Origin of the sequence: Streptomyces sp. NPDC019531 (genome assembly GCF_044903305.1) — a bacterium.
Lineage (GTDB): Bacteria > Actinomycetota > Actinomycetes > Streptomycetales > Streptomycetaceae > Streptomyces.
Window position 1 is genome coordinate 1 of sequence record NZ_JBJDQL010000083.1, and the last position, 21,071, is coordinate 21,071.

General features: G+C 70.2%; 16 protein-coding genes and 2 pseudogenes. 9 read left to right on the forward strand and 9 right to left on the reverse strand.

Going from position 1 to position 21,071, the window contains the following annotated elements:
• Positions 1–277 (reverse strand): annotated as a pseudogene (locus ACI2L1_RS43495) (stage II sporulation protein E); the annotation flags it as partial.
• 162 nt (positions 278–439) lie between these two features.
• Here ACI2L1_RS43495 and ACI2L1_RS43500 point away from each other — a divergent pair.
• Entirely contained in the window at positions 440–1,252 is an 813-nt protein-coding gene (locus tag ACI2L1_RS43500) for an SAM-dependent methyltransferase (protein ID WP_404745019.1), read from the forward strand.
• Positions 1,253–1,370: 118 nt separating this feature from the next.
• On the opposite strand, the gene ACI2L1_RS43505 is transcribed toward ACI2L1_RS43500, so the two are convergent.
• Complete coding sequence (locus ACI2L1_RS43505) at positions 1,371–6,566, reverse strand: family 43 glycosylhydrolase (protein ID WP_404745020.1); 5,196 nt, start codon at positions 6,564–6,566, stop codon at positions 1,371–1,373.
• Between the two features lie 231 nt (positions 6,567–6,797).
• Between ACI2L1_RS43505 and ACI2L1_RS43510 the strand changes: the two genes are divergently transcribed.
• Positions 6,798–6,974, forward strand: coding sequence for a hypothetical protein (locus tag ACI2L1_RS43510; RefSeq protein WP_086723861.1), 177 nt, complete (start codon positions 6,798–6,800; stop codon positions 6,972–6,974).
• Positions 6,975–7,076: 102 nt separating this feature from the next.
• Here the strand turns inward: ACI2L1_RS43510 and ACI2L1_RS43515 are convergent, their stop codons facing one another.
• The 3 genes from ACI2L1_RS43515 to ACI2L1_RS43525 form a co-directional block, all read right to left on the reverse strand.
• Positions 7,077–7,976, reverse strand: coding sequence for a PfkB family carbohydrate kinase (locus ACI2L1_RS43515; RefSeq protein WP_404745021.1), 900 nt, complete (start codon positions 7,974–7,976; stop codon positions 7,077–7,079).
• Between the two features lie 20 nt (positions 7,977–7,996).
• Entirely contained in the window at positions 7,997–8,476 is a 480-nt protein-coding gene (locus tag ACI2L1_RS43520; RefSeq protein WP_404745022.1) for an iron chaperone, read from the reverse strand.
• Between the two features lie 74 nt (positions 8,477–8,550).
• The gene (locus tag ACI2L1_RS43525; RefSeq protein ID WP_404745023.1) at positions 8,551–9,006 is read right to left on the reverse strand and encodes a carboxymuconolactone decarboxylase family protein; all 456 of its coding nucleotides are present in this window, start codon (positions 9,004–9,006) and stop codon (positions 8,551–8,553) included.
• A gap of 184 nt (positions 9,007–9,190) precedes the next feature.
• Here ACI2L1_RS43525 and ACI2L1_RS43530 point away from each other — a divergent pair, with 184 nt between their 5' ends.
• Positions 9,191–11,671 (forward strand): tetratricopeptide repeat protein, encoded by a 2,481-nt coding sequence (locus tag ACI2L1_RS43530; protein WP_404745024.1) that lies wholly within the window; start codon positions 9,191–9,193, stop codon positions 11,669–11,671.
• Between the two features lie 35 nt (positions 11,672–11,706).
• Here the strand turns inward: ACI2L1_RS43530 and ACI2L1_RS43535 are convergent.
• From ACI2L1_RS43535 to ACI2L1_RS43545, 3 genes and pseudogenes are all read right to left on the reverse strand, one after another.
• Positions 11,707–11,954 (reverse strand): annotated as a pseudogene (locus tag ACI2L1_RS43535) (TetR family transcriptional regulator); the annotation flags it as partial.
• 190 nt (positions 11,955–12,144) lie between these two features.
• Positions 12,145–13,053, reverse strand: coding sequence for a glycoside hydrolase family 16 protein (locus ACI2L1_RS43540; protein WP_404745025.1), 909 nt, complete (start codon positions 13,051–13,053; stop codon positions 12,145–12,147).
• Positions 13,054–13,234: 181 nt separating this feature from the next.
• The gene (locus ACI2L1_RS43545; RefSeq protein WP_404745026.1) at positions 13,235–13,552 is read right to left on the reverse strand and encodes a hypothetical protein; all 318 of its coding nucleotides are present in this window, start codon (positions 13,550–13,552) and stop codon (positions 13,235–13,237) included.
• Between the two features lie 488 nt (positions 13,553–14,040).
• Here ACI2L1_RS43545 and ACI2L1_RS43550 point away from each other — a divergent pair, with 488 nt between their 5' ends.
• The 5 genes from ACI2L1_RS43550 to ACI2L1_RS43570 all read left to right on the forward strand — a co-directional run bounded on the left by ACI2L1_RS43550 (position 14,041) and on the right by ACI2L1_RS43570 (position 19,082).
• Positions 14,041–15,234, forward strand: coding sequence for a PP2C family protein-serine/threonine phosphatase (locus ACI2L1_RS43550; protein ID WP_404745032.1), 1,194 nt, complete (start codon positions 14,041–14,043; stop codon positions 15,232–15,234).
• Between the two features lie 42 nt (positions 15,235–15,276).
• The gene (locus ACI2L1_RS43555) at positions 15,277–16,887 is read left to right on the forward strand and encodes an ATP-binding protein (protein WP_404745027.1); all 1,611 of its coding nucleotides are present in this window, start codon (positions 15,277–15,279) and stop codon (positions 16,885–16,887) included.
• Positions 16,884–17,330 carry a response regulator gene (locus ACI2L1_RS43560; RefSeq protein ID WP_404745028.1) on the forward strand — a complete coding sequence of 149 codons (447 nt, stop codon included), beginning with the start codon at positions 16,884–16,886 and terminating at the stop codon, positions 17,328–17,330. Before ACI2L1_RS43555 ends, ACI2L1_RS43560 begins: the two co-directional genes overlap by 4 nt.
• Positions 17,331–17,789: 459 nt before the next feature.
• Entirely contained in the window at positions 17,790–18,539 is a 750-nt protein-coding gene (locus tag ACI2L1_RS43565; protein WP_404745033.1) for a chitosanase, read from the forward strand.
• 108 nt (positions 18,540–18,647) lie between these two features.
• Entirely contained in the window at positions 18,648–19,082 is a 435-nt protein-coding gene (locus ACI2L1_RS43570; protein ID WP_404745029.1) for a hypothetical protein, read from the forward strand.
• 64 nt (positions 19,083–19,146) lie between these two features.
• On the opposite strand, the gene ACI2L1_RS43575 is transcribed toward ACI2L1_RS43570, so the two are convergent.
• Positions 19,147–19,674, reverse strand: coding sequence for a hypothetical protein (locus ACI2L1_RS43575; RefSeq protein WP_404745030.1), 528 nt, complete (start codon positions 19,672–19,674; stop codon positions 19,147–19,149).
• Between the two features lie 477 nt (positions 19,675–20,151).
• Here ACI2L1_RS43575 and ACI2L1_RS43580 point away from each other — a divergent pair.
• Positions 20,152–21,071 (forward strand): PAS domain-containing protein (locus ACI2L1_RS43580; RefSeq protein WP_404745031.1); only part of this gene is annotated, 920 nt, incomplete at its 3' end.

Here is a 21,071-nt window from a genome sequence, read left to right on the forward strand (position 1 = left end):
AGACGACCACCTCGCCGACCGGCAGGACGCCCTCCCAGGACTCCGGTGCGTCCGTGCCCACGCGCAGCGCCAGCCGGCGCGCTTCGATCTGGGCGGGGTCCGCGCCGGCGTACGTCGTCTCCTCGCGACGCCACCGCTCCAGCAGATACAGGGACGCCGCGTCGCAGAAGCCGGGCGTCAGCGCGTGCACGACATGGCTGCCGGTCAGCCCCAGGTCGAGTTCCGAGCCGATGACGTCCGCCGCGGGGGAGAAGGCCGAACGGCGGGCCGGGGGCACGGCGGTGGGGGTGTCGTCGGAGCGTCTGTGCGGTTCGTTCCGCAGGGTCGTGGGGCCTTTCCGGGTGGGTGTCCGGGCGCCCGGCGAGGCAACTGATCGCCAAGCGCAGAGAGGAAACTATATGATGAAGCGTCAAGTGCCTTGGTGGGAAGGGACGTTCTCGTGACCGACACGGATGCTCTGCCGCCAGGAGCTGATCCGGACAAGGCGAGCGTAGCCCGGATGTACGACGCCGTGCTGGGCGGGGAGCACAACTTCGCCATCGACCGGGAGGCGGTGGCGGCCGTCACCGCCATCGACCCACAGGTGCGCACGCTGGCCCGGGCCAACCGTGCTTTCCTCGGACGCGCGGTGCGATTCCTTGCCGAGGCCGGTGTCCGGCAGTTCATCGACCTCGGCTCGGGGATCCCGACGCAGGGCAACGTCCACGAAGTGGCCCAAGCGGCGAGCCCGGAGGCCCGCGTGGTCTACGTCGACAAGGACCCGGTGGCCGTCGCCCACAGCACCACCCTGCTCTCCGACAACCCGAACGCGGACATCGTCGACGCCGACATCCGGCGGCCGGCCGACGTCCTGTCCTCGCCGCAGGTCCGCAAGCTGATCGACTTCGATCAGCCGGTCGCCGTACTCATGGTCGCCATCCTGCACTTCGTCGCACCCGAGGAGAACCCGGCCGGCATCGTCGCCGCCTTCCGGGACGCCCTGCCCGACGGCAGCTGGCTGGCCCTGTCCCACGCCACCAACGAGGACCGCCCCGACACGGCCGCCGCCGTCACCCAGTTGTACCGCTCCCGGGCCACCTCACCGGTCACCACCCGCTCCCGCGACGAGATCCAGGACCTCTTCACCGGCTTCGACCTCGCGGAACCGGGTCTGGTGCATGTACCCCTGTGGCGCCCGGACGCGGAGGACGACATCCCGGAGAACCCCTCGGAGTACTGGGTGTACGCGGGAGTCGGCCGCAAGAACGGGTGACCCTTCACACCGCGCGCTCGCAGCGGTGGACGCGGTCCGATACGTACCGACGGCAGCGCCGGGCCCCGCCGACAGATGTCCGTCGGCGGGGCCCGGCGCTCCGGGCGGGGCCCGGTCTCTACCGCCTGTTCCGGCCGATGGTGATGATGCCGGTGATCTCCGAGCCGGTGAGGTTGTCGTAGACGACCTCACCGCCGGACTTCTTCCAGATCTTGAGGTGGAAGGTGTCCGGGGCATCGGTGGCGGTGACGCGGAAGGCGTACCCGCTCTTGCCGTTGACCGTGCCGGATCCCTGGTGGACCGACTGGGAGCCGGTGACCACCAGCCAGTCGGAGCCGGTTGAACGGAACTTCAGCTTGGCCGCGCCGAAGTCGAAGGAGATCTTGCCCACCGGCGCGACGGCTCCTGGTGCGTAGGCCGCGGCCAAGGAGAAGGCGGCCTTGCCCGTCAGGCTCGGCTTGGCGGGGTAGGCGCCGACCGGGGAGGTGAGGACACCGGTGCCGAGCACGGGACCGGCGGAGCGGTCGTAGACGATCAGCTCGGGAAGTGTCCTGCTGTCCGAGGCGCCGTCGTCGTCGGTGACGGTGATCACCGGACGGCGGATCCCCGCCTTGGTGTACATGTGCTCGGCCCGGCAGCCCGAGGCGGTGACCTCGCCGGACTGAGGCGCGCTCCCGTCCTTCCAGTCGACCAAACAGGTGTGGGTGTCGCTCGTCCCCGGGTCGGTGAACTCGGCCGTCACGACCGTGCGCCGGCCGACCGGCACCGGGGGCGGACCCGTGGCGGAGACGACGGCCGGTGCCGCGTTGGCCACCTCGACGGTCGCCTTGTCGCTGCTGCGCCCGCCGGTCAGGGTGACCGTGTAGGTGCCGTTGTCGGTGCAAGTGACCGTCGTGGCCGCCGACTTGGGGTCGGCGAAGGCGCAGGGTGTGCCAGCCTCGACGGTCCACTTCGGGCTGCCCGCACCGGAGATGGTGCCGTTCAACGCGATCGCGTCGCCTTCCCTGCCGCCGGTGTCCGCACCGGCGTGCACGATGGTCATCGGGTCGATGCTCGTCAGGGTGGGCACGACCTTCCTGATCAGCCCGTCGGAGTCGAACTCCAGCTTGTCGACGGTCGTTTCGCGATGCATGCCGTCACCGCCGGGGATGGCGAACCGGTGATAGGCGATGTACCAGTCGTCGGTGCCCGGCACATGGACGACCGAGTGGTGGCCGGGGCCCTTGATGCCGAGCGAGAGGTCCTTCTCCAGGATCACGCCCCGCTTGGTCCAGGGGCCGGTGGGAGAGGGGCCGGTGGCGTAGGCGACGCGGTAGTTCTCGTCGCGGGTGTCGTTCTCCGACCACATGAAGTAGTAGGTGCCGCCCCGCTTGATGACGAAGGTGCCCTCGTTGTAGCCGCTGGGCGTGATGTCCTTCATCTTCGAGAGGTCGAGGGAGGTCATGTCGTCGTTCAGCGGGGCCACGTAGGCGTGCCCGTTCCCCCAGTAGAGGTACGACTGCCCGTCGTCGTCCGTGAACACCGCCGGGTCGATCATCTGGCCGCTGAACTGGCCCGCCTTCAGCAGCGGTTGGCCCAGTGCGTCCTTGAAGGGACCGGTCGGCGAGTCGGACACCGCGACACCGATGTTGGCGTCGGCGCAGAAGTAGAAGTAGTACTTCCCGTCCTTCTCGGCGATCGTCGGCGCCCAGGCCCTGCTGTCCGCCCAGGAGATGTCGGGACCGAGGTCGAGGATGACGCCGTGGTCCTTCCAGTGCACCAGGTCGGTGGAGGAGTAGGCCTTGAACTGCGTGCCGCTCCAGCCCTCGAAGCCGTCGGTCGTCGGGTAGATGTAGAAGGTGTCGCCGAACCGCACGATGTTCGGGTCGGCGTTGAGGCCCGGCAGGACCGGGCTCTTCATGACGAGCGCCGAGACCGTCCAGGTGCGCTTGGTGCCGTCGGACCCGGTCACCTCGTACGTCACCGGCTTGCTGAAGTCCTGCACACTGCCGGAGGCGGGGCTGATCGCCGCGCCGTGGGCGAGCGTGAACTCCGGTGCCAGCGCGCTGAGATCGGTGCCTTCCTTCATCGGCAGCGTGATCTTGCTGTCCGCGTTGTCGATGATCGCGTCGACCTTGAGGTCCGCCAGCGTGGCCTTCGCGATGCCCGCGGTGTTGCCGCTGAGCTCCATGACCTCCGCGGCCGTGAGGGCACGGTCGTAGATACGGAAGTCGTCGACCTCGCCGCCGAAGTACGGGTCGGCCGAGTACAGGGACTTGCCGATGTAGCCGCTGTAGTCCTTGTTCGCGTCGTACAGCTCGGACGGCTTGATGGTGGTCGTCGTACGGGCCGCCTCGACGCCTTCGACGTAGAGGACCATCGTGCCGGTCGCCCCGTCGAGGGTGACGGTGACGTGCCGCCACTCACCTGGCGTGAGTTGCGAGCCGGCCGTCAGCTTGGACTCCGCCGACCAACTCGCCTTCGTGATGGCCGAGTAGAGGCTGTTGCCGCCGTTGGAGGGGGTGGCGAACAGGTACTTGTCGCTGTCCGGACCGAGCCCGAACAGCCACTGGAAGCTGCTGCCGCCCTGCCACTTGGCGTACGTCGACACGGTCACGCTGTCGGCGTTCTTCAGCACACCGTTCGGGATCTTCACATACGGCGAGCCGGAGGCGCCGGACATCTTGAACGAGCCGCCGTCCACGCCGGTGCCGAAGGCGGGCGTACCGACATAGGTGCCGTGGTAGCCGTGGCCGCTGGAGTCGACCGCGATGTTGCCGCCCGTCTCGTCGAAGCCGTAGTGCAGCAGCAGGTCGGCCGGGACGTCGGGCCCTTCCTCCGAGACGGTGACCTCGGCCTGGACCGGGATCGCGGCGCCGTCGGGCAGGCTGCCGGTGACCGAGAAGGTACCGGCCTGCGCGTACTCCGAGGCCGGGACGTCGTCCCAGGTGACGGCGACGGGCCGCTTGACACCATCGGCGTAGGTGGCGATCACGGTGGCGGGCAGGACCGGTGCCTCGCCGATCCGCGTCTTCACCTCGATGCCCTCGACACTCTCGACGAGCTGGTCCGGCTGGTAGGCGCGCAGGAGGCGGTCGTACTCGGCCTGCGTGACAGGCAGGACGGTGCCGTGGCGGGGCTTGGCCGGAAGGTCGTAGTCGGCGACGGGCGTCCAGTTCCCTGAGTCGAGGTCCGTCGTCTCGAACGGGATGTAGCCGCGGCCGCCGAACTCGTCGAGGAACGCGTACCACTTGTCCTCGGTGTTCGACTTGAAGACCAACGGCCCCTCGGCGGCGTTCATCGCCCCCTTGCCGATGCCCTCCGCGACCGCGGTCCAGTCCAGGTTCAGGATCGAGTCGCTCTTCTCCTCGAAGATGAACTTGCTGTTGGGCGTGGAGGAGGTGTTGTTCCGCTCGTCCTTCGACAGACGGTAGTAGGTGCCGTTGTTCTGGATCATCGTGGAGTCGATGACCGAGTAACCCCGGTCGACCCAGACCTTGGGCTCGCTGAACGTGTAGAAGTCACGGGTGGTCGCGTACATCATGCGGTTGTACGTGTCGCCGGAGTGCGCCTCGTTGTCGTACAGCTTCGACGCCCAGAAGACGACGTACTCGCCGAGCTTGGCGTCGTAGTACGCCTCCGGCGCCCAGGTGTTGCCCGCGCTGTCCGGGGAGATCTTCACCAGTCGCTGGTTCGTCCAGTGGACCAGGTCGGTGGACTCCCAGACCATGATGGACTTGCTGCCGGTGCGCTGGGCGGCGTCCCAGTCGCCGTTGCCGTAGATCCTCAGGTCGGTGGCGATCTGGTAGAACTTGTCGCCCTCGGGGGAGCGGATGATGAACGGGTCGCGCAGGCCCTTCTCGCCGAGCGTGGACGTCAGGACCGGCTTGCCGTCGTTCAGCTCCCGCCACTTCATGGGGTCGTCGCCCTTGCTGAGCGCGGCGTACAGCTGCTCGCCGTCCGAGGTGCCCTCGCCGGTGAAGTAGCTGAACATATAGCCCTTGAGGGCTTCCTTCGCGGGGAGTTCGGGGACCTTCGCGGTGAAGGTGCGGGTCGCCCGCGCCGTGCCCTTGGTGACGGTGGCGGTCAGCTCGACGGTGGTGTCGCCGGTGCCGTGCGCGGGGCGGTGCACCACGCCGTCGGCCCCTATGACCGCCTCGTCCGCGGAGGACCAGGAGACGCTGGTGCCGTAGTCGCCCGTCGCCGGGAGGGTGAGGTTGCCGCGGACGTCGTCGAGGTTGTGGACGGCGAGGCTCTGGGCGGCCTGGTCGGTGGCCGTCTGGTCGTCGAAGTCCGGCAGCACCGTGACGTCGAAGCTCTTGGTGTCGGTCACGGAACCCTTCTTCAGGGTCGCCGTGAGCGTGGCGTGGCCGTTCGGTTGACCGGAGGCGGGGCGGGTCACCTTGCCCGTGGCACTCACCACATCGGTGTTGTCGCTGGCCCAGGTGATGGTGGACCCGCCGGCCGTGCCGGTCTTCGGCAGGTCCAGGTCGGCCGTGACCCCGCTGGTGTCGCCGAGGCTCAGCGCGGCCTTGTCGTCGGTGACGCCCTGCGTGGCGACGGGGAGGGATAGCTGCTCGACCTCGTCGGCGCCCAGCGCCCGGTCGTAGACCCGGAAGTCACGGATGCGGCCCTTGAAGAGCTTGTCGCCGGAGTAGACCGACTTGCCGATGTAGTTGGCGGTGGTGGAGCCGGAGCCGATGGCGCCGGGTGTGATCGTCACCGCCGTGTTGCGGCCGACCTCGACACCGTCCTCGTACAGCACACTGGTGTTGCCGGTCTGGGTGTAGGTGAGCTGCTTCCACACCGCGCGCGTGAGGTTGTGCGAGTCGGAGGGCTTGGTGGTCTGCTCGGTCGACCAGTTGCCGTTCGCGATCGAGGTGCGCAGGGAGTTGCCGGTGGCGAACAGGTACCCGTTGCCGCTGCCCTCGCTGGAGTTGCCGAAGCCGTAGACGAAGTACGGCGTGGTCTGCGCCGAGTCGATCAGCACGTCCGTGGAGACGGTGATCGAGTCCATGCCCTTCATGACGTCGTCCGGCGCCTTGATGTAGGTGTCGGAGCCGTTGAAGGCGAGCCCCTGCGCCGGGTCCGACCAGTCGGCGGTCCCGTTCACCGTGCCGTCGCGGCCGTTGCCGGAGGCGTCGGTGACGGTGCTGCCGGAGGCGCCGTCCAGCTTGTACCAGAGGGCCAGTCCCTCGGTGACGCCCGCGGCACCCGCCGCCTGGGCGGGGACCAGGGGGGCGGCGAGGCCAAGGAACAGCGACGCGGCGGTCAGACCGGCGAGGCGGCCAGCCCGGCGTCTCGCGCGGGTACGCGGACGTGCGAAGTACGTCATGTGGGGTTCCCTGCTGAGGCATGGAGGGGCCTCGGCCATGGGCACCCTGCCGTTTCGGCTGTGTGACGTCGTGTTGCGAGAGTGTCAATCGCGCTGTGCCACAGCGTCAAGAGGTTTCGAACGATGTCCGACTGGTCGAACGTTGCTCTTCTCCTGGCATGCCTCGACGAGTTGGGGGCAATCGGGGTGTACGCAACGTCATGACCTCAGTCATCCGAAGGGATGGGCAACATGCTCGCCATCATCTCCGCGGTCCTGTTCTTCATTTCCTTCCTGATCAACGCTGCGGACATCTCGACCAACGACACCTTCACCTCGACGAACATCATGCTGCTCGGCCTCATGGTGCTCGCGCTGCATCTGGCCGGCATCGGCAGCGGCTGGAACGTGCGCGGCCGCAGGTCGTAAGCCTCGTCAGGTACGCGACGGCCCCGAGCGAGGCGCGAGGGTCAGGTGGGGGCGGTCACCGGTCGCGCCGGGTCAGGCCCGATGGGACAGGTCCGATGGGTGTCACTGTCCCCGCATCCAGGCCCGAGTGCCGAACGAGGCACACGCCCGGGAGGCCACCTCGGCCGCGTCCCGCAAGGCCTCGACGAATCCCGCCGCTGTGAGATGGCCGGGGCACGCGAGTCCATGCGCGAGGGCCCCGTGCAGCACATCGCCCGCGGCCAGCGTGTCCGCCACCCGCACGGCGGGAACGCTCACCGTGCCTCCGCCGTGCGGCCCCGCCCACACGAGGGGCCGCTCGCCGCGGCTGACCGCCGACCAGGTGACTCCGTGCTCCCCGAGGAACCGCAAGGTGTCCGCAGGCGTACGGGTCCCGGGTGGCCGGAAGTCGTCCGAGCAGACGGCCACGTCGATCCACGGCAGCAGCCCCTCCGTCCCGGCCTTCCAGCTGCCGCCGTCGAGGAAGGTCCGCCGACCGGCGGCACGCGCGGCGCGGGCGGTCGCCGTGGCCAGCTCCATGTGGTGGCCGTCGAACTCCACGATGTCGAACGCGGCCACCAGCGCACCGAGATCGTCGGGCGGTGCGAGCCGGTACCCGGTCGCGTTGGTCGACGCGACGGCGCGGTCCCCGCTCGACGCGGTGACCAGAACGGACGACACACCGGGTGGCTCGGTCGAGTCGGCCGCGAGGTCCGAGACGCCGACGCCCAGCCGGACCAGATCCGCCGCGACCGCGACTCCCAGCGGATGGCAGCCGATCCCGGTGAGCAGCCGGGCCGTACCGCCGAGGTGGCTGAAGGCCACGGCCGCGTTGGCCGCCGGACCGCCCGCGGCGACGACTTGCTCACGAGCTGTCAGTTTCTCGTTCGAGCCCGGCACATGGTCCACCAGCTGGATCACGTCCAACGTGCACAGGCCGACGAACAGCCCTTTCGGACGTGGGCTGTTCGTCGGCCCGTGCATCTTTCGCCACCCCTCCCGGCTCAGCCCGCGGCCCTCTTCACGAGCTCCGCGATCCGCTCCTCGTCCGCGGCGGTCAGCTTCGTCAGCGCGAAGGCCGTCGGCCACATGGTGCCCTCGTCCAGGTTCGCCTTGTCGTTGAAACCGAAGGTCGCGTACCGCGCGTTGAACTTCTGCGCGCTCTGGAAGAAACAGACGACCTTGCCGTCCTTGGCGTACGCGGGCATCCCGTACCAGAGCTTCGGCGCCAGGTCCGGCGCGCTCGCCTTGACGACGGCATGGATCCGTTCGGCCATGCGCCGGTCCGCGTCCTCCATCTCGGCGATCTTCGCGACCACTGCGGCCTCGTCCTCCGCCGCCTTGTCGGCACGCGAGCTGCGGCGCGCCGAGGCCTTGACCTCCTGGGCGCGCTCCTTCATCGCGGCGCGCTCCTCGTCGGTGAAGGTCTCGGTCCTCTTGGCCGCCGAGGTCGTACGCTTGGCGGCCCTCTGCGTGTCCTTCATGAAAGTTCCTCCTGGTTCAGGGGTGGCTGGGTACATCTTCATTCAGCTGCCGGGGTACGGCAGTCCGGAACCGTTCACCCCCACGCGCCGGCGATCTGCCGGGTCGTGGCGTTGAGCCGGTTGAACAGGTTCGTCAGGCCGATCATGAGGACGATCGCGGCGAGCTGCTTCTCGTCGAAGTAGGTGGCGGCGGTGTCCCAGACCTCGTCGCTCACCGCGTCGGGACGGTCGGCCAGTCGCGTCGCGGCCTCGGCCAGCGACAGCGCCGCCCGCTCCTCCTCGGTGAAGTAGGGGGCCTCCCGCCACGCGGCGACCGTGGCCAGCCGCTCGTCGCTCACTCCGGCCTTGCGGGCCGTCTTGGCGCCGCCGTCGACACAGGCGCTGCAGCCGTTGATCTGGCTGACCCGCAGATGCACCAGCTCCAGCGTCTGCCCGTCCACCCCACCGGAGTGCACGGCCTTGAAGAGCTGCTGGATGGGCTGCATCGCGTCGGACAGGACGGCGGCGGGGTTCTGCATACGGGACTGCATCAGGTATCTCTCCTCTGGCGGGCTGTGCCCCGTTCCGGCGGTTCCGGCGGGGTGTGTCTCCATCTCAGCCGAGAGGGCTTGTCAGGACGACGGAGGTGGGACACCGTGGGACAGCCGAAGCGGCCTTGAACAGGCACGATCCGGCCCGGAGAAGTCCTTGCGGGGCGGGACAGGGGGAACAGTGGTGGAGTACGACAGAACGGCGAGCGGCGACCCGAAGGAGGAGCTGGCCGCCCGGCTGCGGCTGCTGCAGGAGCTGTCCGAGCGAGGAGTACGGGCCCTCGCACGGGACGCCGGACTCAGCTCCTCGTCCCTGTCCCGCTACCTCAGCGGCCGGACGCTCCCGCCCTGGCCCGCGGTGATCGCCCTGTGCCGTCTCGTCCAGCGCGACCCCCGTCCGCTGCGCCCTCTGTGGGAGCGGGCCTCCAACCCTCTTCCCGCACCGCCGAGGACCAGCCGCCAGGTCCACCCTCCGTCGCCGCCCGCCGGGGCCCCGCGCCCGCCCCGCAACGACCTCCCGCGCGACGTGCCCGACTTCACCGGCCGTGAGGCCCAGCTAGCGGCCGTCCTCGACGGGGTGGCCGACAGCCGGGTGATCGCCGTGGACGGCATGGCGGGCGTCGGCAAGACCTGCCTGGCGGTACACGCGGCGCACCGGCTCACCGCCGATCACCCGGACGCCCAGCTCTACCTGGACCTGCACGGCTTCACCGAGGGACGCAGGCCGCTCGACCCCGACCGTGCGCTGCGGACGCTGCTCGCCGCCCTCGACGTGCCCTCCGAGAAGGTCCCGCAGGAAGGCGGCGTCGAGGAACTGGCCGCCTGCTGGCGGTCCGAACTCGCCCATCGGCGGGCCGTGGTGGTCCTCGACAACGCGGCCGATGCCGACCAGGTCCGCCCGCTGCTGCCCGGCGCCGGCCCCTCCGTCGCCCTGATCACCAGCCGCAACCGGCTGCTCGGCCTCGACGAGGTGCCGCCGGTGTCGCTGGACGTCCTCACCGGGCAGGAGAGCGCCGAGCTGCTGGCCCGCGCCAGCGGCGAGACCGACGGCACCGGGGGACGCCTCGCCCGCGACCCCGAGTCCACCGCCGAGGTGCTGCGCCTGTGCGGCCGGCTGCCGCTGGCCCTGCGGCTGGCCGCGGCCCGGCTGCGGCACCGGCCGGGCTGGACCGTGGGCATCCTCGTCGAACGGATGGCGGAGGGCCCGAGCGAGTTCGACACCGCGTTCGCCATGTCCCTACGGCAGTTGGACCACGCCAAGGCCCGGCTGTTCCGTCTGCTGGGCCTCCTGCCGGGGTCGTCGTTCGACGAGCACGTGGTGGCGGCCCTGGCGGACGTACCGCTGCGCGGCGCCCGCGCGATGCTGGAGGACCTCCTGGACGCGCACCTCGTCCAGCAGCCGGCGCCGGGCCGCTACCGGCTCCATGACCTGGTCCACCAGCACGCCCGCCGCACCTCCGTCGAGCAGGACTCCGAGGCGGAACGGGACCGGGCGCTCACCCGGGTGCTCGACTACTACGTCCACGCGGCGGCCGCCGCCGATGCCGCGATGCCGTTCCTGTCCCTGAGCCGCGAGGCCTCGGTGGACCGACCGCCCGTCGAACTGCCGCACTTCACCGACAAGATCGCCGCCCTCATCTGGTTCGGCACCGAGTACCTGAACCTGCTCGCCGCCTTCGAGGCCGCGGAGGCCGCCGGGGCCGACCGGCACCTGTGCGAACTGCCGCGCTTCATGCGGGCGTACTTCGCCCGGCGCTGCGGCACCACCATGCTCAACGGCCTCTTCGAACGGTCCCTGGTCGCCGCCCAGCGCATGGGTGATCCCCTCCAACTCGCCGAGGCGCACAGCGACGTGGGCTTCGCCCGCTACAACGCGGGACGCATGGCGGAGGCGGCCACCGCGTACGAGGCTGCGGCACCGCTCGTCTCCCGGGCCGGAGACATCCGCACGGAGGCCGAACTGACCATGCGGCGCGGCTACTTGCGGTGGGACGAGGGATACGTCGAGGAGCCGCTGAGCCTGTTCCGGCTGGCGGGCAAGCTGTACGCGGACGCCGGTTTCGCCCTGGGCACGGCCCACGCGACCGCGTACGAGGCCTGGGCACTGCTGCAGCTGGGAAACCACGAGGAGGCGGCCCAACTGGCCCGTACGGCACTGGAGACACCGCACGCCGACGGCACGTGGCCGCCCACACTGACGGCCCTGATCACCCTGGGCGTGGCCATCGCCGACGAGGACCCCGACGAGGCCGTACGGCATCTGCACCGGGCGCTGGCACTGGCCCGCGAGGACGGCCACAAGCACAACGAGGCGTGGTGCCTGAACTGTCTGGGAGTCGCCCTGCGGCGGATGGGCCGCTATGAGGAGGCCCTGGCAAGCCACGAGCAGGCGTTCGCGCTGTTGGACGAGCTGTTCGAGGACCACTGGAAGATCCACTTCCTCAGTGCCTACGGCGAGACCTGCCGCCTGGCGGACCGGCCCGACCAGGCCCTGCGCCTCCACCGCCAGGCCCTCGACCTGGCCTCGGAACTGGGATACCGCCACGCCGAGGCCCTGGCCCACGAGGGCATCGCGGCGATCCTCGACGAGACGGACCCGACGGCGGCGGGCGAACACCGGGCGGCGGGGCAGGCCGTGCTGCCGGATCGCGGACCGGGTGCCTGAGGCCGGATCTCGGAGCGACGCGAACGCCGGGGAGGTCAGCGCGGTCGGCGCGGTCCCGCGATGAGGATCCCGACCAGTCGCCGCGGGTCGTAGCCGGCGTCGCTGTCCGCGCCGATGCGGAGATTGCCGACGCCGCGCATGAGCTCGTGGGGCTCGATGTCGGCGCGGATCTCACCCGCACCCGCCGCGGCGTCGAGCAGCCGCGTGCACACGGGCACAAGACGTCGAGGATGTAGGCGTGCAGCGTGTCGAACCCGGCGTTGTCCGACTGCAGCACCCCGGCGTGTCGGTCTCCTACGACCGCCCCGGCGCCGCCCGCGACGCGATCACCGAAGCGCTCGGAGGGGGGTTCAGCCACATCGTGCTCGGCCTGTCGGCGCCGTACCCCACCGGTGTCGCCCAGTGGGTCGCCGACGAACTCATCGGCGATCTCCGGTGCCGTCCACCCTCGCCGGATTCAAAGGATCACGCGGTCACTTCCAGTCGTACGCGTAGGCCGCCACCCATGTGACGTCGAGCTGCGCGCTGCTGCCCGGCGCCGCACCGGGCCCCTCCAGCGCGCTCTCGTTCTGAAGCACCCAGGACAGCGGCAGGTCCGGCACACCCCGGGTGTCGTGACCGGTCAGCCTGCCGTCGACGAAGAACCGGACGTGGCCCGGCGTCCACTCCGTGGACACGGTGTGCCACTCAGTCCAGTCGTCGCTGCCCGGGAAGTACCCCTGCTCACCGCCGCCGCACGGATGGTGAAAGGCGCTGAGGGAGCCGGTCCACTCACCTTCGGGATGGTCCATCTCGCAGCCCCCGCCGTAGTGCAGCCACGCGGACTTGTATCCGGGAGCCGGTTTCGTGACCTTGATGCGCGCGCTGTACTTGCCGTACTTCATCTGCATCACCGCACGCGGCACCAGAGCCGCCGCGTGCACCGGGCCCCCGTCGGCGGGCCGCCACATCCGGATGGACATCCGCCCGTCACCGTTCGGCGCGGGACCGACGCTCACGGTGTCCTCCGGATGGTAGACACCCACCACGTCCCGCCCCCGGCTCTCGGCCGTGTCCGGCCAACCGGTGGGGTACGCCCACCAGTTGTCGCGGTACGTCCCCTTCAGGCCCCCGCAGTACGCCGCGGAGGTGTCGACGTCGTGCTCACAGTCGCTGAAGGAACCCAGCGGCACCCGGTCGCCGTTGAAGTCCTCGGCGAGGACCTGCCAGAAGGGTCCGCAGTCACCGCGGGGCAGACGCGTGGAGGCGGTGTGGCATGCGTCGGCCGGAGCGGGTGCCCCGTCGGCCCGGGGGAGTCCCAGGAGGCCGCCGCCCAGGAGCAGGAGACCGGCGGCCGTCACCAGGAATCGCCTGTTGTGGTGCGGCGCTGCGTGTGAACCCATCCCGAGGCTCCTTCAGGACCGGCGGCCGACGTCGTCCGCCCTCGCCACGCAGGACACCGGAAACGCCGTGAACCGCGGTGGGCGGGACTGCACTTCGCGAAGGAACATCCTCGCCCGCGGAGCCCGGGTGCGCCATCCCCCGTACCGGCCGCGAACCATACGGCCCGTTCCGCCGCCTGTCTCAGAACTCGCTGTCGATGCCCGTCACGACCGCGGGGCCGAGCGGCGCCTCGTCCTCGGCCAAGCCGCTGTCGCGCAGGGCCCGGGCGACGAGCCGTACCGCTTCGGACTCGGCATGCGACCGGTCGGTGGCCTCGACCTCGACCCGGGCGGCGAACATGCCGTCCTCCTCCACGGTCAGCAGACTCAACTCCTCGTTCTCCCCGAGCTCCGTGTTCCTGGGGTCCTGAGGACGCAGACTTCGCCCGATGTCCGAGCAGACGGACTCGGGGACTTCTCGGAGGAACGTGCCGGGGACGGTGATGACGTAGGTGGTCACAGGGGACTCCTTTCTGCCGTCCTGTCCGGTTCCCCACGATCCCGATCGGAACCGGGGGTTCGAGGAAAGGCACCGGATGCGGAGAAGATGTGTCGGCATGGTGACGCCGGTCGCGGGTAAACGCCGCCAGAACAACCGGAATCTCAGGACGGGCGGACGATGACGACGTCAGTGACGGCTGACACAGGTACGACACATGCGGAAGCGGGGTACCCCGCTCGGGAGGCCAGGGAGCTGACGCGCATGTTCCCGGACCAGTCGGCCGTACTGAAGGAGCACAGCGTCGAGTTACCTACCGACCGCCCGGCAACCCTCCGAACCCGGTGAAGAAACCGGCCACGCGGTGAAAACCGGCCACGGGGCCGCCCTTCACGGGCGCTGTTTCCAGCTGTGCTCCGGAATTGCCCTTGGCAAAATCGGATGGCAAATGACAAGTTTTGGGTGGGGAGGGCGGAGACACAGTGATCTCGGGGACTGGAGCTGCCGAGTTGATCCCGACGGCGGCCGCCGGGACCGAGGCGGCGTGGGAACACTGGGAGCCGGCGGTGCTCCTGGTGGAGGACGATCCCGGCGACGCCGTGCTCGTGGAGGAGCTGGTCGCCGACGGCGCCGTGAAGATGCGGCTGAGATGGGTGCGGTCGATGACCGAGGCCGCCGAGGTGCTCGCCACCGAGACACCCGACTGCGTCCTGCTCGACCTGCACCTGCCCGACGCCCATGGACTTGAGGCCGTCTCCCTGGTGCAGGGACTCGCCGAGCAGGTCGCGATCGTGGTGCTCACCGGGCTCGCCGAGGAACAGACCGGACTCGCCGCCGTGGCGGCCGGCGCGCAGGACTACCTGGTGAAGGGCCGCGTGGAGCCCGAACTGTTCGGGCGGGCGGTGCGCTACGCGATCCAGCGCAAGCAGACGGAACAGGCAGCGGTGGCCCTCCAGGCCGGTGCGCTCCAGGCACAGGAGAACGCCCGCCTGGAACGGGGACTGCTGCCCCGGCCCCTGCTGCGCGCCGAGGGCGTACGGGTCGTGGCCCGCTACCGGCCCGGCCGTGCCCAGACACTGCTGGGCGGTGACTTCTACGACATCGTCCAGAGCGCCGACGGCACCCTCCACGCACTCATAGGCGATGTCTCCGGGCACGGCCCGGACGAGGCGGCTCTGGGAGTCGCCCTGCGGATCGCCTGGCGCACCCTCGTCCTCAGCGGAATCACCGGCGCGGACCAGATGGCACGACTGGAGGAACTGCTGATGGCCGAGCGGGCCCGGGACGAGGTCTTCGCCACGTTGGTGAGCCTGGCCGCCGTCCCGGGTGAGCAACAGGCCCACATCGTACGAGCCGGTCACCACGGTCTGCTCCGACGCACCGGCACCGACGTGGAGTGGGTGGAGGTGCCCGGCGGACCCGCGCTGGGCATGGTCCCCGGCGGTGCGTGCTGGCCGACCGCGGAACTGCCGGTGCCGACCGGGACGTCCGTGGTGCTCTTCACGGACGGCCTGTTCGAGGGGCATGTGAGCCGCGGCCCCGAACGCCTCGGCGAGGAAGGGCTGCTGGCCCTCGCCCGGAAGGAAGCCGGCCTGGACGCCGAGGCGTTCGTGGACCGGCTGATAGAGAAGGCCGAGAGCCTGGCCGAGGCGCGGGGCGGCCTGGCCGACGACGTGGCCGTCGTCCATCTGAACTGGAACTGAGCGAGCGGGAGCGTGGTGTCGGAGCACAGGGTGAGGCACGTGATGGGCACGGTACGGATCGGACGCCGATTGACGGTGCAGGGCTGGTTCTACCTGGCCCTGGCTGCCATGACGCTGCTGGTGGTGACAGGCAGCGTGGTCGGCGCCAACCTCCTGAGCCGGACGGCGGAGGCGAGCGACCAGCTCCTGCGGCGCGTCCAGCCCGCCCAGACCGAGGCGTACCGGCTCCAGGCGGCGCTGGTCAACCAGGAGGCGGGCATCCGCGGCTACGCGGCCACCGCCGACCGGCAGTTCCTCGATCCGTACACCCAGGGGAGACAGGACGAGGCGAACTCGGCCGCCCGGCTGCGCGCGCTCATCGGCGACCGACCCGAACTGCTCGCCGACCTCACGGCGATCGAGAGCCAGGCGGCGGACTGGCGCCGCACCTACGCCGCCCCGCTCGCGGCCTCGGTCACCCCGGCCAGCCCGAAACCGCTGGACCAGGGGAAGGCCGATCAGGGCAAGAAGGAGTTCGACCGGCTGCGCACCCTGTGGGCCGAGCAGGACAGCGATCTGACGAAGGCCGTACAGGACGGTCGCGCCCGCCTCGTCCATGAACGGACGGTCCGTGACGCGGTCCTGGGCGGCATGGTGGCCGCCTTCCTGCTGGCCGGCATCGCCTGCGCCGTGCTGGTCCGGGTCCTGGTGACACGCCCCCTTGAGGCGCTGCGCGCGGCGTCCAGGCGGGTGTCGGGAGGCGACTTCGCTTACGTCATCACCTGCGGCGGTCCCGCCGATCTGACCGCGGTGGCCAACGCCGTCGAGGGCATGCGCTGGCACATCATGGCCGAACTCGAGGCCTCCCGCGCGCAGCAGCAGGAACTGACCCGGCAGGCCGCCGACCTGGACGCCCAGGCCGTCGAACTGCGCCGCTCCAACGCCGAGTTGGAGCAGTTCGCCTACGTGGCCTCCCACGACCTCCAGGAACCGCTGCGCAAGGTCGCCTCCTTCTGCCAGCTGCTGGAGAAGCGCTACGGCGACACACTCGACGACCGGGGCCGGCAGTACGTCGACTTCGCCGTCGACGGCGCCCGGCGTATGCAGGTCCTCATCAACGACCTGCTGACCTTCTCCCGGGTCGGACGCGTCAACGACGCCCGGGTCCCCGTCGGTCTCGACCAGGCGCTGGACAAGGCACTGGCCAACCTCGGGACGGCCATGGAGGAGTCAGGCGCCCGCGTCGAACGCCCCGAGCGGCTGCCCGAGGTCGTCGGGGACCCCACGCTGCTGACCATGCTCTGGCAGAACCTGGTCGGCAACGCCCTCAAGTTCCGCCATCCCGACCGCGCTCCGCACGTGTCCATCACCTGCGGCACGGATCCGGACGACCCCGACGGTCTGCTCGTGTCCGTCGAGGACAACGGCATCGGCATTCCCGAGCCGTTCACGGAGAAGGTCTTCATCATCTTCCAGCGGCTGCACGGCCGGGACGCCTACGGTGGCACCGGCATCGGTCTGGCACTGTGCAAGAAGATCGTGGAACAGCACGGCGGCAGGATCTGGATCGACACCGCTCACACGGACGGCACGCGCTTCCGCTTCACCCTCCCGTCCATCACCGAAACCCCGGAGCCGTCCGGGATCAACACCGAGGAAAAGGCTCTGACATGACCACCCCAGACGCCAGCCCCATCGACGTACTCCTCGTCGAGGACGATCCCGGCGACGAGCTGATGACCCGCGAGGCGTTCGAGGACAACAAGATCGGCAACACGCTCCATGTGGTCAGGGACGGCGAGGAAGCACTGGACTTCCTCTACCGGCGGGGCGAGCACACCGAGGCACCGCAGCCCGACCTCATCCTGCTCGACCTGAACCTGCCCAAGTACGACGGCCGTCAGGTGCTGGAGAAGATCAAGTCCGACCCGGAGCTGTCCCACATCCCTGTCGTCGTCCTCACTACCTCCGCGGCCGAGGAGGACATCCTGCGCAGCTACAAGCTGCACGCCAACGCCTATGTCACCAAGCCGGTCGACCTGGACCAGTTCATCGCCGCGGTCCGCCAGATCGACGACTTCTTCGTCCAGGTCGTCCGCCTGCCGCGCCACTTCTGAAGCCGCCTGAGCCGGGTTCCGGGGAGATCGGCCCGGCCCCGGCGCCCTGTCACTCGCGCTCGCGGAGGCACACCTCCAGCTCGGCGCGAAGGTCGTGATCGACGTCGCCGTCCGGTGGCCATGACCCGGCATCAACGCGAGGAACACGCACAGGGCCCCCGCATGCCGTGAGGTGGGTGAACATCCCCCGCCCACGCCGTCGAGGCGGCGGCATCATGAGGCCGCTCCCGGCCCGCGCCTCACTGAGCGCCATTCGTTCGAATCTACGAACTTCCCGCGTGGTGGGTTACTGATCGCGTCGCGCACTGGTAGGAAACATTCCTAACAATCAGGTCTGGACCAACTCTCCACCCCCCACCTCCATTTGGAGTCTCCGTGCAACCTGACACAGCGCACCCGACCGCCCACGCCTCCCGCCGCACCGTCCTCGCACTGCTGGGAGCGGTGACCGGCATCGGCATGTTCGGCCTTCCGCGCGCCGCTGCGGTGCCCGCGGCCGCGCCGGGCCTCGACGACCCCGCCAAGAAGGAGATCGCCATGAAGCTGGTGTCGAGCGCGGAGAACTCCACGCTCGACTGGAAGGCGCAGTACTCCTACATCGAGGACATCGGTGACGGTCGCGGCTACACCGCCGGCATCATCGGCTTCTGCTCCGGCACCGGCGACATGCTGGACCTCGTCGAGTTGTACGCCGACCGCAGGCCCGGCAACGTCCTCGCCGCATACCTGCCCGCACTTCGTGGCGTCAACGGCACCGACTCGCACGACGGCCTCGATCCGCACTTCGCGGACGACTGGCGCGAGGCGGCCCAGGACGCGGCGTTCCAGCAGGCACAGAACGACGAGCGCGACCGTGTCTACTTCAACCCCGCCGTCCAGCAGGGCAAGACCGACGGCGTGCGCGCGCTCGGCCAGTTCGCCTACTACGACGCCATCGTCATGCACGGCGACGGCGGCGACGCGACCAGCTTCAGCAGCATCCGCCGACGTGCCCTGAGCCAGGCCAGGCCCCCGGCCCAGGGCGGCGACGAGACGACGTATCTGGACGCCTTCCTCGACGCCCGCGTGTGGGCGATGAAGCAGGAGGAGGCGCACAGCGACACCAGCCGGGTCGACACCGCCCAACGCGTCTTCCTGCGCCAGGGCAACCTCGACCTGAATCCGCCCCTGGACTGGAAGGTCTACGGGGACAGTTACCACATCGGCTGACGACGCAACGGCACGGCGGGAGAACCCTCTCTCGCCGTGCCGTTCGACGTCTCCTGTACATCCCCACCTCGACGCAGCGTGTTTGCCGTCGAAGCGAGCGGTAACGCGATGTCCATGAGTGAATCGAACGAGCAGACGAACCAAGATTCCGCATCCGGGCGGTCCACCGCGGCAAAGGCCCGGCGCACCACGGCCAAGGCCACGGCCCCCGCGACCAAGGCGGCGGACACGGCCGCGGCGAAGACGGACGACGTCGCGTCAGCGGGCAAGGAAGCGGCGGAGCGTACGGCCGGGACGGTGTCCGGAGCCGCGCACACCGCGGCCAAGAGCGTCGAGGCCGGCCGGCAGACCGTCATCGCCGCCTCGGGGCAGGCCGCGGCCGTCGCCAAGACGGCCTGGACGGTGATCGCCCAGCGAAAGCTCATCGCCGCGGGCGTGGGCGCGGGCCTGACGGTGTTGAGCGCGACCTCGTACGCGGCGGGTCGCCGCGCGGGGCGTCACACGCACGGTCCGATCACCCGCTGGACCGGAGGGCGGATCTGACGGGGGAGGCGGGCCCGGAGGTACCGGGTCGCGGAGGGCGGGGGGCGGACGTACTGACCGAGTGTCACCGCTCCTGCGACAACAGGTCGTTGAGCCTCGTGCCCGCCGCCCAGCGTCGGAGAGCGGAGCCGTCGAGCAGGCGGATCGTCTGCTCCCTCCGCGCCCACCGGAGGTCGCGGGCGGTGAAGTCGCCGCGATGCACGACGAGGCGCAGCGGTGATTCCTGCCTCCCGCGGTGGGGGTGGGGATGTGGCGGGTCCTCGTCGGGCAGGGGTTCCGCCACCGGCCGGAAGGCCACGTCGAGCCGATGCCCGGCCGCGTCCCGGGCGCACAGGCGGGGCCGGTCCGGCGCCGGGAGGAGCCGCACCCGCCACCCGTCCCGGCGCAGCATCCGCGCCACCGCCAGGGCGAGTTCCTGAGTGTCGAGTTCGAGCAGCTCGTCGGCGGTGTAGTAGCCGAGCCGGCGGCGCGCGCCGGGGCGTCCTTGCCGGATACCGACCATGACGAGCACGACCAGGAACACGACACCGGCGACAGGGACGACGATCCCGGCGGCGCGGTATCCCACCATGAGCACGGCGACACCGCGCACACGAACACCACCAGGCCGGCGAAAGCGGGCAGCACATCGCGGAACCTGGGTCCGTAGAGCCCCTCGGCCCGCAACCGGCGCACGATGTGCCGCTTCCGCGAACGAGGCGACGGGAAGTGGCCGGACGTCCCCGACAGGCGTGCCACAGCCCCAGTCCTCCCCATCCCGTCCGCCTTCACCCCTCACCTCACGGATACCCACTGCGCGGCCAAGTGCCGTGAAAGCAGAGGGAATTCGGCCATGCTTACCCGGCGCACGGAAGCGTCCGGGGGCGCGTCGCACGTCGGCATGGCTCCCTGTGCGCCTCGCCCGCCACGACCTCACCCGGCGTCGGCCACGCGTCCGGGCGTGCCGCCGACGCCTTCGAGGGGGAGGCTGGATTGAGTGGCGCCGGGGAACCCGGGAAGGGCAGTACCACCGCACGACCATGCCGTCGGTCCACAGCGGAAGGCGGCCTAGCAGAGAGGAGCGGACGACATGGCAGGGCCGGAGGACACGGGAAGCCTCGGGAAGCGATCTCCCGCAGCGCCCGCCCCAGCGCTCACCAAGGCGCTGGAGGCCATCGGGACGGCGGCGTACGTCGTGGACGAGGAGGGCCGTGTCATCGCCGTCAACGCCCACGCCGAACAGTTGCTGCTCCGCCCCGCCGAGACCCTCCTCGGCCGCGACGCGCACGACGTACTGCACCGGGACGCCCACGGCCACCCCCTGCCGAGGAGCCGATGCAGCATGCGGCAGCCGTTCCACGCCGGGCGCACCGCCCAGGCCGAGGGGGACTGGTTCGAACGCGGGGACGGCTCCCTGCTGCCGGTCTCGTGGCTGATCACCCCGTACGACGTCAATGGCCATGAAGCCGGCACGCTCGTCCTCGTCCACGCCCAGCACCCGCCGGGGACCGGCAGGCGATCAGGGACGTACACGGCGGCCAAGCCCCTGCCGGAACTCGAACGGCTCGCGCTGCTGGCCGAGACCACCACCCGGCTGACATCCACGCTCGATGTAGAGGAGGCTCTGCGCCGACTGGTGGACCTGGTGGTGCCCCGGCTGGCCGACTGGGCCGTCGTGGACCTGATCACCGAGCGGGACGAGGTGTGGCGTACCGCCGTCGTCCACGCGGAGGGCGACACCCTGGTACACCATGAGGACCTTCAGGGACCGATGCCGCCGGTCCCGGAGGATTCTCCGATGCCGCTGTCCAGGGCCCTGCGCGGAGTCGCTTCCGCCCTGGCCGGCCCGCAGACCTACCTGCGCGAGCCGGATTCCGGCATCGCGCTCGAACAGCGCCGCCTGTTCGACGGCACCGGCATCCGCTCCGCCGCGATCGCGCCCATCCGCAGCACGCGCGCGGTCCTCGGAGCCCTGACCCTGGGCCGCGCCAAGGATCCGACGGACTTCAC